This is a genomic window from Serratia sp. 506_PEND (assembly GCF_001076875.1).
Classification (GTDB): Bacteria; Pseudomonadota; Gammaproteobacteria; order Enterobacterales; family Enterobacteriaceae; genus Serratia; species Serratia marcescens.
Genome location: NZ_JVEL01000221.1, coordinates 1 through 13,746 on the forward strand (window position 1 = coordinate 1; position 13,746 = coordinate 13,746).

10 protein-coding genes are annotated in these 13,746 nt (G+C 64.2%); all 10 read right to left on the reverse strand.

Annotated elements, in window-relative coordinates; genetic code table 11:
* The coding region (locus ADK28_RS05615) for a type VI secretion system Vgr family protein (protein ID WP_048795126.1) at nt 1-1,248 on the reverse strand (1,248 nt) is incomplete at its 3' end.
* Nucleotides 1,249-1,393: 145 nt separating this feature from the next.
* Nucleotides 1,394-2,839, reverse strand: a complete 1,446-nt coding sequence (locus ADK28_RS05620) for a serine/threonine protein kinase (protein ID WP_028130691.1) — start codon at nt 2,837-2,839, stop codon at nt 1,394-1,396.
* Nucleotides 2,840-2,888: 49 nt separating this feature from the next.
* Nucleotides 2,889-5,543 (reverse strand): type VI secretion system ATPase TssH, encoded by a 2,655-nt coding sequence (tssH, locus tag ADK28_RS05625; protein ID WP_048795127.1) that lies wholly within the window; start codon nt 5,541-5,543, stop codon nt 2,889-2,891.
* A gap of 56 nt (nt 5,544-5,599) precedes the next feature.
* The gene (tssG, locus tag ADK28_RS05630; RefSeq protein ID WP_016927247.1) at nt 5,600-6,670 is read right to left on the reverse strand and encodes a type VI secretion system baseplate subunit TssG; all 1,071 of its coding nucleotides are present in this window, start codon (nt 6,668-6,670) and stop codon (nt 5,600-5,602) included.
* On the reverse strand, nt 6,667-8,553 hold the full coding sequence (gene tssF / locus ADK28_RS05635) for a type VI secretion system baseplate subunit TssF (protein WP_048795128.1): 1,887 nt from the start codon (nt 8,551-8,553) through the stop codon (nt 6,667-6,669). Before tssF ends, tssG begins: the two co-directional genes overlap by 4 nt.
* Before the next feature lie 4 nt (nt 8,554-8,557).
* The gene (locus ADK28_RS05640; RefSeq protein WP_016927249.1) at nt 8,558-9,133 is read right to left on the reverse strand and encodes a type VI secretion system baseplate subunit TssE; all 576 of its coding nucleotides are present in this window, start codon (nt 9,131-9,133) and stop codon (nt 8,558-8,560) included.
* Between the two features lie 2 nt (nt 9,134-9,135).
* The gene (locus ADK28_RS05645; protein ID WP_265260397.1) at nt 9,136-9,957 is read right to left on the reverse strand and encodes a type VI secretion system accessory protein TagJ; all 822 of its coding nucleotides are present in this window, start codon (nt 9,955-9,957) and stop codon (nt 9,136-9,138) included.
* 15 nt (nt 9,958-9,972) lie between these two features.
* Nucleotides 9,973-10,959 (reverse strand): hypothetical protein, encoded by a 987-nt coding sequence (locus ADK28_RS05650; RefSeq protein ID WP_016927251.1) that lies wholly within the window; start codon nt 10,957-10,959, stop codon nt 9,973-9,975.
* 28 nt (nt 10,960-10,987) lie between these two features.
* Nucleotides 10,988-11,761 (reverse strand): PP2C family protein-serine/threonine phosphatase, encoded by a 774-nt coding sequence (locus ADK28_RS05655; RefSeq protein ID WP_015378289.1) that lies wholly within the window; start codon nt 11,759-11,761, stop codon nt 10,988-10,990.
* Nucleotides 11,761-13,491 (reverse strand): type VI secretion system-associated FHA domain protein TagH, encoded by a 1,731-nt coding sequence (tagH, locus tag ADK28_RS05660; protein ID WP_048795130.1) that lies wholly within the window; start codon nt 13,489-13,491, stop codon nt 11,761-11,763. Before tagH ends, ADK28_RS05655 begins: the two co-directional genes overlap by 1 nt.
* Between the last annotated feature and the right edge of the window lie 255 nt (nt 13,492-13,746).

The window sequence follows — 13,746 nt, forward strand, 5'->3', positions numbered from 1 at the left end:
CCAGGCGCTGGAGACGCGCACCCAGCAGGAGCTGCCGTCGTCTTTTGGCCCGAAGCGATCCCAGTGGAATTTCACCTTGATGCGGCCGTATTTGTCGGTCCAAATCGATTCGCCGGCCGGGCCGACCACCCGTGCGGTCTGCGGCCCGTGGGTTTTCGGCCAGGTGGCCTGCTGCGGCGGGTGCCAGGGCACGTCCGCCGGCAGCACGATGAAGTCGATACGGTGTTCGCTGCTCTGATCGTCGCCGCTGGCATAGCGGTTCTCTTTCAGATGGTAGTTGGCCTGCAGCGTCAGGTACTCGCGATTGTCGTCGGCGTGCGGGGCGTTATACAACGTAAAGGTGCTGCCGGGAGCGATGCCCAACGCGGTGGCGGTACCGCGGATCTGCTGATGCTCGGCCTGCCAGGCCTCCTGGCGCACGCGGGCGTAGAACTCCCCCTGCTGATGCTCGGTGTAGCGGCCTGGCCAGTCGTAAACGTCGATCTGCCCCGGCGTCGGCGAGACCGGATTTTGCCGCGCCTGGAACAGCCAGGCGTTTGGTTTGCGAAAATCGTAGTCGTCCAGGCTGTAGATGCCCGGCGTGACGCGATCGGACAACGTCCACTGGCTGATGCCTTCCTCGCTGGTGCTGCCGCCGGACGGCGTCAGGTGGTAGGGGATCATCTCGTAGCCGGGATAGGGCTGGTGGTGGTGGGGCGCATCCCCGAGCACCAGCGTGTGTTTGCCCATCTCGTGTTTGAAATAGTAATAGATGCCCTCCTGCTCCATCAGGCGGCTGATGAAGTTGAAGCTGCTTTCGTTGTACTGCACGCAGTAGCCCCACAGGCGATAGTCGCCGGTCAGCTGATCTTCCAGCTGCACGTTGTGCTCCGCCAGCAGGGTCTTGACGATCTGCGGCACCGTCTGTTCCTGGAAGATGCGGAAGTTGCGGTCTTTGGTCATCGGCCACAGGTCCGGCTGCACGTGCAGGTTATACACCGCGTAGCGCGTGCCGCCGATCTCTTCGCTGCTGACGGCGATGGCGGTGATCTTGCCGTTCAGGTAGCGCGGGGCGCTGAGAAAGCCCTGGGTCGGGATCTCCAGCGTCAGCGGTTGGCCGAGCAGCGCTTTGCGATCGAGCCGCGCATCGGTGCTCAGCAATTCAATAGAGAAGTCGAAAGGAGTGGAAAGCGCTTCGATGCCGTCCAGCGAGCGGAACAGCAGTTGCTCCTGGCCCAGCGGCGTGTGCGCAATAATGCGATCCAACATGAGAACGTCCTCTGTGATTGACGTCATGCCCTGCATACTCCGGCGTTGCAGCGGCTTTGTGCCGTGCGGCCAATGAGGATGGGCAGTGGTGCGCCAGTCTCATGAAATAGGGAAAACCCCGCCGCGGCGGCGTTTCAGAACGGGATTAACCGGCGGTGGCCGGGTTGACCAGCCAGGTTCCGGCGGTGTCGATGCTGAGCTGTTGGCGGCGCAGCCGATCGTTGTGGCGGATCTCCAACTGATAACGGCCCGGCGCCAGGTTCAGGCTGGCAAAGCCATTTTCGCCCGCAGTGACCTGCTGCGGCTTGCCGTCGAGGCTGACCTGCTCACCCGGTTGCAGTTTGAAGTACACCAGCGCCACCGGCTGCGGTGGCGGCGCCGCTTTTTCAGGTTCCGCCGCGGCAGGCTGCGCGGCTTGCGGCGCGCTCGGCTGCTCCGTCAGGGTTTTCTGCGCCGGTGACGCCACGGTGTTTTGGGCGACGGCCTGGGCGTCGTCCTTGCCGCCGCTCAGCCAGGCGACGGCGCCGATCACCAGCAGCGCCGCGACGCCTGCGCCGGCCATCATCGGGCGCGAGAATTGGGTGCCGCGCGCGGTAACGGCGCCGGCGGCAGCCGCAGCGGCGGCCGGGTTGGCGGCGACCAACAAGTTCTCCGGCGCGGCGGCCGGGGTGCTGATGATTTCGTTTTCATCGGCGATCGGCAGATGCAACAGCTCGGCCATTTCATCGATGGTCTGCGGGCGGTCTTCCGGCTTCAGCGCCAGCGCGCGATCGACGGTGCGCAACAGCTCCGGCGAGTAGCCGGCGGGACGGCGCTCGGCCAGCGGCTGGTAGCTGTCTTCGATGCTGCGCACCACGCTGACCGGCGGCGGCGAACCGACGATCAGCGTGTGCAGCACGGCGCCCAGCGCATAGATATCGGTCCACGGCCCCTGTTCGCCGTCGCTGTTCTCGGTGTACTGCTCGATCGGCGCGAAGCCCGGTTTGAGCATGATCTCCGTTTCGTCCGACAGGTTGCCGATCTCTTTGCGCGCCGATCCAAAGTCCAGCAGCACCGGCAGCTGGCTCTCCTGGATCTGGATGTTATCCAGCGAAATGTCGCGGTGCAGATAGCCTTCCTGATGGATGGTGTTGATGGCGCTGAACAGCGGCGGCAGCAGCCGCCGGATCCACGCCTCGTCGATTTTCTCCGGCTGCTGCGCCTGCAGGTTTTTCAGCGTGGTGCCGCTGTAAAACTGGGTGCCCATGTAGGCGGTGCCGTTCTCTTCCCAGAAGCGCAACACGTGCAGCAGGCCGGGATGCGAGAAGCGGGCCAGCAGGCGCGCCTCCTGAATAAAGCTGTTCAGCCCGGCCTGGAAGGTTTTGCCGAAGCGCTCGCCGCGCAGCCCGATGCTGAGATCGTCGTTGCGTTTCGCCAGCGAGGTCGGCATGTATTCCTTGATGGCGATGGTGCGTTCCAGTTGGTGATCGTAGGCGCGGTAGACGATGCCGAAGCCGCCTTCGCCGATCGCTTCCTGGATCTCGAATTCGTTGAATCGATAGCCGCTCGGCAGGCTGTTCGAATTCGGTTTGGTTATCCCGGTTCCCGACATAGTGATGACTCTCTGTATTCAAAGGGCCGCCGTCTCGGCGGCCGCGGCGTTATGCCTGAAATTGACAAATGAATTCGTGGTTCTGCAGCGCGATGTGCAGCTGGCGATAGCGCTGGTCGTTGGCGCTGCCGGTCAGCAGGGTGTGGCTGATCTGTGGCAGCAGGGTGTTGGTCAGGATGGCGTCGACCATGCGGCCGCCGGACTCCACTTCGGTGCAGCGGCTGACGATCTGCTCGATGACCGCGTCGTCGAAGGTGCAGACGATGTCGTGACTCTCCGCCAGGCGACGCTGGATGCGGCCCAGCTGCAGGCGCACGATGTTGCCCAGCGTGGCGTCGGTCAGCGGGTAATACGGCACTACCAGCAGACGGCCGAGCAAGGCGGCCGGAAACACCGACAGCAGCGGCTGGCGCAGCGCGCCGCTCAGCGCCTCCGGCTCCGGCAGCAGCTCCGGATCGCTGCACAGCCCGGCGATCAGATCGGTGCCGACGTTGGAGGTCAGGATGATGATGGTGTTGCGGAAATCGATATGGCGGCCTTCGCCGTCCTCCATCCAGCCCTTGTCGAACACCTGGAAGAAGATTTCATGCACGTCCGGGTGCGCCTTCTCGATCTCGTCCAACAGCACCACGCTGTATGGACGGCGGCGCACCGCCTCGGTCAGCACGCCGCCTTCGCCGTAGCCGACATAGCCGGGGGGCGCGCCTTTCAGCGTCGAAACGGTGTGCGACTCCTGGAATTCGCTCATGTTGATGGTGATGACGTTCTGCTCGCCGCCGTACAGGGTTTCCGCCAGCGCCAGCGCGGTTTCGGTCTTGCCGACGCCGGATGGCCCGGCCAGCAGAAACACCCCGACCGGCTTGTTCGGATCGTCCAGCCGCGCCCGCGAAGTGCGCACCCGACGGGCGATCAGATCCAGCGCATGGCGTTGGCCGATCACGCGCTGGTTCAGGGTGTCGGAGAGCTGCAGCACCGCTTCAATCTCGTTTTTCACCATGCGGCCCAGCGGGATGCCGGTCCAGTCGGCCACCACCGCCGCCACGATGTTGGCGTCGACGGCGGCGAAGATCAGCGGCGCTTCGCCCTGCAGCGCGCTCAGCTGCTGCTGCAGTTCGCCCAGCTGGGTGCGCAGCGCGTCGGCGTCAGGGGCTGCCTGCGTTTCTTCGCCAGCAGGCTCCGCTTCCTGCTGGTGCAACTGCGCGCGCAGCGTGATGATCTCTTGGATCAGCGCCAGCTCCTGCTGCCAGCGGTCGGTCAGCTGTTCCAACTCCTGGCGCAGCGCGGTCAGCTGGGTTTCAATCTCCTGCGGGCGCAGGGGATCGCCAATGCCGACCTTGGCTTCGCGGCGGGCGATATCCAATTCGATCTGCAGCGCATCGATGCGGTGGCGGCAGTCTTCGACCTGGGCGGGCTCGGCGTGTTGGCTGACCGCCACGCGCGCACAGGCGGTATCCAGCAGCGCTACCGCCTTGTCCGGCAACTGGCGGGCTGGAATATAGCGATGGGACAGCCGCACCGCGGCGTCCACCGCTTCATCCAGCAGCAGCACGCGGTGGTGTTGCTCCAGCGGGCTGACGGTGCTGCGCAGCATCAGCAGCGCTTTGTCTTCGCTCGGTTCGTGTACCTGCACCACCTGGAAACGGCGGGTGAGCGCCGGGTCTTTCTCGATGTATTTCTTGTATTCCGACCAGGTGGTGGCGCCAATGGTGCGCAGTTGGCCGCGCGCCAGCGCCGGTTTCAGCAGGTTGGCCGCGTCGCCGGTGCCCTGGGCGCCGCCGGCGCCGATCAGGGTGTGAATTTCGTCGATAAACAGGATGATTGGCGTCGGGCTGGACTGCACTTCGTCGATCACCGCCTGCAGCCGTTTTTCAAACTCGCCCTTAACGCCGGCGCCGGCCTGCAGCATGCCGATGTCCAGCAGGCACAGCTTCACGTCGCGCAGCTGCGGCGGCACGTCGCCGGCCACGATGCGCAGCGCCAGGCCTTCCACCACCGCGGTTTTGCCGACGCCGGCCTCGCCGGTCAGCAGCGGGTTGTTCTGGCGGCGGCGCATCAGGATATCGATGATTTGCCGGATCTCCTCATCGCGGCCGGCCACCGGGTCGATCTCGCCGTCACGCGCTCTGGCGGTCAGATCCTGGGCATACTGCGCCAGCACGCTTTCACCGCTGCGCGCCGCGCCGGATGCGTTCTCGGCGTGGCTTTCCGCCGGCGCATCCTGGGCGTTTTCCGCCGAGTGAGCGGTAATGGCGGCGAACTGCTCCATCAACAGATCGGCGTTGATGCGCTCGAACTGCGGGGAAATGGCCTTCAGCAGATGGCGCAGGCTGTAGGTTTTCAGAATGCCGAGCAGCAGGTGGCCGCCGCGGATGCGCGACGCGCCGAATTTCAATGAGCCATAGACCCAGGCGCGCTCTACCGCGCTGTCGATGTGCTCGGACAGATCGGAGATGGCGCTGGCGCCGCGCGGCAGGCGATCGAGCGCCTCGACGATGTCGCGCGCCAGCTGCGCCTCGTCCAACGCGAAGTGGCGAACGATCTGCTGCAGATCGCCGTCCGGCGATTGCATCAGCTGATGCAGCCAGTGCGCCAATTCGACGTAGGGGTTACCGCGCAGCTTGCAAAACGCCGTCGCACTTTCCAGAGAGGTGAATAACAGGCTATCCAGTTTGCCAAATAATACCGAGCGGCTGATTTCAGACATGGTTTTCCTCAGGTCTCAGGGTGGCCTGACGCCGCGGGGCGTCGGCCGAAATAGGGTCAGAACGGATTTTCCAGCGGTTCAGGGCTGAAGATCAGATCGTCGAGATCGCGCTGTCGCCGATGGTTGGCCAGCCAACTGCTCAGGCCCAATCGCTGCGCGCCGCCGAGCTGGGTGCCGTGCGCCTGTTCCTTCGCCAGGATCAGGCGCACTTCCCAGACGAACTCGATGCCCAGATATTGGCGCACCCAGTCGCGCAGTTGCCGGCACAGGTCTGCGCCCGGCAAGAAACGGTCATAGTCCTGCTGCGGCATCGGCCCCAGCTCGATGCGGAATTTGTGCTGAATATCGCGCACCGCGATGCCGAGAAAGGCCGACTCGCCGAGCCGCGGCGCACCGCGCCCGGCCTTGAGCCGCGCCTGCTCGCGCGGCTCCACCCGCAGCCAGTGCGGCACGTTTTCGACGATGCGCACCGGCACCTTGAAATACTGCTGCAAAATTTTGCTCAGGCCTTCCGGATCGCGGCTGTGGCGAATCAGATGACCGGCCATAAAATGCTTGGCGTGGGCGTTGATGCTGTCGCGTTCCTGCTGCGCCGGCTGGCCGATGCCGATCAGGCTCGACAGGTACTCGTCGAAGCGCCGGTTGTCCGGGCGATCCAGCGATACCGTCGGCTGTGCGTCGGCCCAGGCGCGATAAAACAGCAGCGTCAGGCGGTGATGGAACAGGTTGGTGAACGCCAGCAGGGTGGTGTCCTGATGGTGGTATACCCGTTCGCGCACGTATTCGGTCAGGTGCAGCGGCAGCGGCCCGTTGGGGCCGAACAGGCCGAAACTGAAGATCGAAACGTCGTGCAGCGGGCCGTTGGCGCGCGGCGTCACCTGCGCCAGCGTGGAGGGCGCGAACGACAGCGACGGCTCCTGGCCCAGGCGCAGCATCTCGTGGCGCGGCAGCGGCGCGCGCCCCAGCAGGTAGGGCTGGCCACCCTGGGCGTCGATGCGCCGCAGCAGCTGAAACAGATCGTGCTTGTAAGGCGCGCTGCGCAGCCGCGGCCAGAAGTCGTCCGGCAGGCGATACAGCGCGTTGATCTGCGGCGGCGCCAGTTCGGTGGCGATCATCTCCGCGCTCATATCAGCGTCCTTTTGCCCATGCGCGCCTGCCAGTGGGCGATCTCGCCGCGCTGCTGGCTGGAGAGCGTCATCTCGGTGAAGGTGTTCATCGCCACCAGGCGCGAGAACAGGCGCTCCAGCACGCTGCCGAGCAGGTAAGGGCTGTTGCCGGAGAACGCCTGCTCATCGACCGTCAGATCGATGGCGATGCCGCGCGCGAATACGATGGGGCCGGGTTCAGGCACTCGCCGATAGACCGGCCGCAGGTTGCAGTGGCGCACGCCCTGGATCTGTTTGGCGATCGCCGGCTCGCTCAGGTTGCCGTACAGCCCCAGCAGCTGGCGCAGGCTGGCGGCGCCCTGTTCCGGATCGCCGTCCATCATGCTGAGGTAATTCAGCTGCAGCTGACTGATCAACCGCCAGGTGATCATCCCTTCGGCCAGCGCCGGGCGTGGCGGGGTGGGGCCTTTGCGCAGCGAGACCTGCTTGATCGGGATCGAATCGGGCATCACGAAGTTGCCCTGATCTTGCTGCAGCAACATCAACGGCAGGTCGCGGCTGGTGCACAGCACGTCGGCGGTGAGGTATTTCAGATCGCTGTGCCACGGCGATTGCCGCTCGTCCACCAGCGACACGAACACTTCCGAACCGGCGTAGCCGGTGCGGGTGCCGTAGCGGCGGGCGTGCTCCGACAGCGTGCGCTGTTCACGCCGCAGCGAGAAGTAGGCGCCATAGTTGCCGTCGTCCGCGCTCAGGGTGCTGTAAAACGGCCGAAACTCTTGCTCGTAGCGTTTTTCGCTAGCGCTGCCGCCGAGCCGCTGCACTGAAAACACTTCGTAATCCAGCGGCCGGATATTGTCGACCACCAGATGGTATTCGTGGTTTTTTTCGTTGATCGCGATGCGTTCGGCGACCTTCGGAAACAGGTTGATCACCGGCGTGCAGTGCAGCGCCAAATGGGCGGCGTCGACCACCCGTTCCAGCGCGGCGTCATGCCGATCCAGCAGCACCACGATCTCGAACTGGCGCAGCCCCTGTTTCCCTTCGCGCACGCTCTGCAGCAGCGGACGCAGGCCGTTGACGCTGAAAAACTGGAAGCGCGCCGGGAAAGCGAAATACTCCTGCAGCAGCCGGTAGCCTTCAAAGTTGCGCAGGTCGTTGGGCAGCAGCGCCTGCTCGGCGGCGAAGCCCTCCTGCCGCAGTCCGTCCAGCGCCAGCGCCCGCCGCTGCGGTTGCGGTTCCACCGTTTGGCAGATCAACCCGACGCTGTGCTGCATCAGCAGTTCCAGCAGCTGCTGCGCCTGCATGTCCGGCCCGGCCAGGTAAAACATTAGCTGATCCAGCTGCAGGTTGTTGAGCGTCACGCTTTCGTAGCACTCGAGACGAATGCGCAGCGCGCTGACGCAGCCGCTGTGCTGCAGCCCCAGCGAGGCCAGCGGGATATCGGCCGGAATGCCGCCCAGCTCGACGCCGGCGATGCGCACCGGCTGCAGCGTGACGTCATGCGCCGTGGTGTAACTGCAGGTGATGCCGCTTTTCTTCAGCGTCTGGCTGTCCATCATGGTGCCGCGCGGCACCACGAAGCCGTTGCTGATGTCGCCTTTGCTGCTGTCCGGCTGCAGCTCGGCGATCGCCATCGACGGCGTCGGCGACAGGTAGTTGGGGTAGATGATTTCCAGCAAGCGCTGAGAGAAACGCGGGAATTCGGCGTCCATTTTCAGCTGCACGCGCGAGGTGAGGAAGGCGAAGCCCTCCATCAGGCGCTCGATATAAGGGTCCGCCACGTCGATGCCGCGCATGCCGAGGCGGCCCGCAACCTTCGGGTACTGTTCGGCGAACTCGGCGCCCATCTCACGCAGATAGGCCAGTTCGCGGTTGTAATAATCTAACAGTTTACTGTCCATCGCCTTACCCTATGTCTTTCAGATCGAAGTGGCCGTTTTCCAGATCCACGTCGGTACGGAACAGAAACTCCAGCGGATAGGGCACGCACCACAGGCGGCCCTTGATTTCGATCGACAGCACATTATGCAGCTCCAACGAGCCGGTATCCGAGATGCAGCGCACCTGCAGCCCCTCGGGCAAAATGCGCGGCTCGAAATGGAGAATGGATTCGGTCAGCGCGCGCTGAATGTCGAGCCATTCGATGTCCGACATGCGCTTGCCCGCCAGCGAGGCGATGCCGTAATTCAGGGTGGAGCGCCGCACCTGCGGAAAATCGCCGAGATCCAGATTGGATTCGCTGTTGACGCAGTTGAACAGCCACTGCAGATCGCGCAATACCCGGCGGCGCAGCTCGCTGTGCGACACCAGGTTGCGCGCCTGCGCCTCCTGCTTTTTCTGCGGTTCGTCGTCGGTCAGCATATCGAGCAGCACCGGCTGCATTTTGTCGCGCGAGGTCAGGCGTTCGCTGTCCTGACGATAGCGATAGCCCTGGTGGCGCAGATCGCCGCCGTCGTAGTGGGGTGGGCGCTTATCGTTCATGGTCAGGCGCTCGCGTCGAAGCTCAGCTGCCGCAGGCTGTGCAGTGGGAATTCATCGCTTTCGCTGAGCCAGGTTTTCAGGCCCAGCCCCGCATAGTGGGTGCCGTCGCCCAGCGGTTGCCATTCGGTGCGCTTGCCCAGCAGCAGCGCGTCGTCGCTGCCTTCTGCCAGCGGATAACGGGCGGGCAGTTGGCACACCTGTTCGCGGCCATCGGTCAGGCGCACCAGCGCATGGCTCCACACCAGGTCGATGGCGCTCTGCGGCGCCTGGAACTGGATCGCGGCGATGTCGGCAAACGGCAGCCAGTAGTAAACGCCGTTCAGCGCCAGTTCGCATACCGGCCCGAGGCGGCCGTCACCGTCGGTCAGCCAGTCGAAACGCAGCTGCCGTTCTTGGTCGCCTTCGGCCAGCGTTAACCGCCCGGCGCCGGCCGGGGCGGCCTCCAGCGCTTCATCGCGCAGCGCCTGGGCCTGTTCGGCCGCCCCTTGCGCATCCAGATGCAGCGCCTGCACCATCAGTTTCAGCCAAGGCTGATCCTGCCGCAGCAGCGCCGGTGCGGCCGTGCCGGCAAACACCGCCTGGCGTTGCAGCTCGGCGTCGACCGACTGCATCAGCAGCAGCGTGGTCGGTTGGGCGATCGGTTTCAGCGCCTGCCAGGATTTCAGCTGCGCGTTGGCGCGCGTCCAGTTGCCGCTCAGGCACAGCAGTTGCACCAGCGCGGCGCGCAGGTCGGCATCCGCCGGTTTCGCCTTGATATCGTTTTCGACGGTGGTGATGGCCGCGCCGATCGACTGGCCTTGCAGCATGCTTGCTAATGATTTCACAGGCTTTCCTTATAATCAGTGAGGGGCGCCGTTAACCGACAGGTAGCTGCCGCTGGCGGGATCAACGCGGTCTGTGGCCAGCTTTTCCACCAGCTTGAAAGTCAGCGGGGCGGGGGCGCTCAGCAGCGGCTGCCAGGCGGTTTGCGCCTGCTGCACGCGCTGTTTGATCTTGTTCTCATCGGCGGCGTCGACGCGCGGCATTTCAACGATCGCTTCACCGTTGAACGCCCAGGCGTGCAGCTTCGGTTCGAAGCTCAGCAGCAGGAAGCTGCCCGGCGCCTGCGGGTTGCCGCCCAGAACCAGCCGTTGGGCGTTGGCGCTGACGACGGTCAGCGCGCGATCGCCGCCGTTAACCTGCGCCAGCGGGTAACCTTGCAGGAACCACAGCGTCGGCGAGAGGGTTTGGCCGCCTTGTTGCAACGTGACCGCGCCGCGGCCCTGCAGCCAGCCGTCCTCGCCGCAGCGCAGCGCCGCGCCGGCGGGAATGAACAGCGCGCCGCCGTTGGCCTCGTCACTCCAGTAGGTGCGGAAGTGGCAGCCCTGCGGCAGGCTGAAACGCTGAGCCGGCGCGCTGTCCGCCTGCGGAGACGTCACGGCCACCGCCGCAGGGATCGCCGGTTGCGGTGGGGTTTCCGGCGGCTCGGAGGCCTCTTGTTTGACCACCGGTTTCCAGCCGCGCGCTTTGGCGGCTTCGCCGCTGGCCAGTTTCTCTCCACGCTTGTCGGTCAGCGTCCAGGGCAGGTGGCCGGCTTTCGGGCACTGCTTTTCCAACAGATTGCCGACGCGCGGCAGAAAGTCGTTCAGTACCGCCGGATCCTGGCTTTGCGCCGAGACGATGCGCAGCGGGATGCTCTTGCCGCACCAGCTTGCCGGATTGCTGTTTTTGACGTCATCGATAAACACTTCCAGCTTCTGGCTGGGGGAGTAAACCAGGCGATAGTTCATCGCCTGCGCGGTCGGTACCGCCATCAGGGCGACGAGCCCCGGCATCCAATATTTCATAGTGAACCTTGCTGTGAATGTGCGCTGCTCAGTCGCGGCTCAGAAACCGCTCCGCATCCGCCAGCGAATGCAGCAGGGTGGTTTCCTGCGGTGAGCCAATCCAGACGGCGATAGCGCTGTAGTTATCGCTGTTATTGTTTTTCTTCCATGCCTGCTGCATCAGGGCGATCCACTCGCTGGGGGAGTTGACCATGTGCAGCGACTGTTCCAGTTCGGCCTGGCTGAAGCTGTGCCAGAAGCCGTCGGTGCACAGCAGGAAAACGTCGCCGTCTTCCAGCTGCAGCACGTCGCTGTAGGTGGCGTCGCGCTCTTCGTTGAGCCCCAACGCGAAATACAGCAGGTTGCTGTTGATGCCGTTGGTCTGATAGCCGGCGTCCTGCATCTGTTGGATCAGGCTGTGGTCGGTGGTGACGGCATGCAGGTAGCCGCGGCGGAACAGGTACAGGCGGCTGTCGCCGGCGTGCGCCCAGTAGGCCAGCTGGTAATCGCGATCGATAAACAGACTGACCAGCGTGGTGCCCATCTTGCTGTATTCGTCCGACTGCCGCTGCTGCTGGTGGATGGCGGCGTTGGCGCGCGTGATGTGCTGACGAATGCTCTGGGCGTTCAGGTGCTTTTCGCCGTCAAAGTTTTGCAAAATGGTGTCGCGCGCCAGTTTGGCGGCGATATCGCCGCCCGGAAAACCGGCGATGCCGTCGCACACCACGAAGCAGGCGGCGCGGTTGCCGAGCACCTCGCCGGTCTGATCCTGGTTGGAGGCGCGGCCGCCCTGGTTGGAAGTAGAGGCTATGGTGATATTCATTACGCGTCCGGTTTGGTCTGTGAGTCTTTGTATTGATTCACTTCAACGTCATAGGCGTGCAGGAAGGCTTCGCCAAACAGGGTGTGGAAATCGTCCTCGATCTCGCCGGAGGTTTGCTGATAGTTCTTCACGAAGTAGTCCCACAGCGCAGCCTTGCGGTTGGCGGGCAGCGATAGGCGCGGCGCCACGCCTTCCTTGCGCGCCTCCTCTTCGAGGCGCTCCGGGTTGAACGACTGCAGCATGGCGGCGATGATGGCGCGAATACCGGCGATCATCCCCAACTGGTGCGCCTGCAGGTCGATCAGCGCGTCGCGCACCGCTTGCTCCGGCGGCATAAAGCCCGGCATCTGGCTGCCGAACATCTGCATCAGCACCGTTTTTCCCGAAGGCAGCAGCTTGAACGGGTTGTTGGCTTCGTCGAGGATCATGGTCATCTCGGCTTTCACGCCGCGCTTGAGGATCGAGCGGGATGAGAGCAGGGCGACGGTGCCTTGCGAGAACAGGCTCAGCAGGCGACCGGCCAGGCGGATCTGCTGTTCGTCAAAGTGCGGCTGCGGTTGCAGATCGTCGAGACCGATGCCTTGCAGCAGCGCCGCCAGCAACGGCCCCTCCAATGCGTCGCCACTCGGCGCGGCGGCGTGCTGCCGCTGGGCGGACTGGTAGGCGACCGGATCGATGCCCAGGCGGTTGCCCTGGCGCGGGCGCGGAGGTTGCGCAGGCGGTTCCTGCTGGCTGAACTGCGGTGCAGGTTGGGGCTGTGGCTCAGGCGTCTGCACGGGTGGCGGCGTCGGCTGCGGGCGCGGCGCTTGTGGTTGTGCGGCCATCGGTGGCGGAGACGGCGGCGCGGGCGGCTGTACCGGCTCCTCCGGCTGGGCCAGTGGCACGGCGCCGCCCATCAGCAGCCCCAGCGGATCGTTGCTGTTTAACGTCTCTGGCGAAGCGGGCGCGGATGAACCGCCGAACAGCGCCAGCGGATCCAACTCCTGCTCCGGTTGCTGCGCATTCCGGGCCGGAGTTGCCGGACGCGGCGGCGCAGCCTGCTCCGCCAGCAGCGCGCTGGGGGTGGTATCGGCCAGAATGTGTTCGCGTTCAAAAGTGGTGTCGGTGTTGAACAGCGCCGCCGGATCGGTTTGTTGCTGTTGCAGCTGGCGCAGATCGACCTCGCCCGCCAGCTGCGCCAGCGGATCGGCCGGGTTCAGCTCGCGAGCGGGGGTGTCCAACAGCGGATGGCTGTCTGGATTGGCGGCCGGCGGCGGCGTGACGGCGGCCGGCGCATTCGGCGTAAATTCTTCCACCAGGCTGTCCCAGATTTCGTTGGGGATTGGTGCGGCGGATTTTTCTTTGGCGGCGGCGGCAGGGGGCGCAGCAGCGGCAACAGCCTTGGCCACCGGTTGAGCCTGTGGCGCGGCGTGCTGGTGCAGCGCGCTGACTTCAATCTGGTAATCGTCGATGCCGAGCACGTCGCCGTCCTGCAGTTCAACCTGGCGGCCACGTTCCAGCGGAATGTCATTCAGCAGCACGCGGGTAACGTTGCCGCGGTTGGTGATGCGGCATTCGCCGTCAGCGGAAATATGCACGATCGCCTGCAGGCGGGAAATGGCGCGCTCTTCGTCCGGCAGCACCAGGTTGTTGTCCACGCTGCGGCCGATGGTGCCGCCCGGCGGCAGAAAATCGCAACTGCTCTGCGGCGGAACCTGGCCGCTTTTATTTTTTACAATGGAAAATCGCATAAGGCATTCCTGCTGATTAGGAGGTAGTGCAATAATTAATGATTCGATCTTTGGCTTGCCAAAATTGGCGGGTATTTTGGCAAGCCGTAAAGTGATTTTGTGACTAAGGTTTATTGTTTTCTTTTGCTGCGTGAATTGCTTTATTCTTGATGAAGATTTTATGAGCGTCTTTTGATTGGGATAAAGCGAGGCATTCAAGCGTATGATAACTATCAGTGGTAGCCGCTTGACGCTCTTGTGTTAAATAACTCTCCA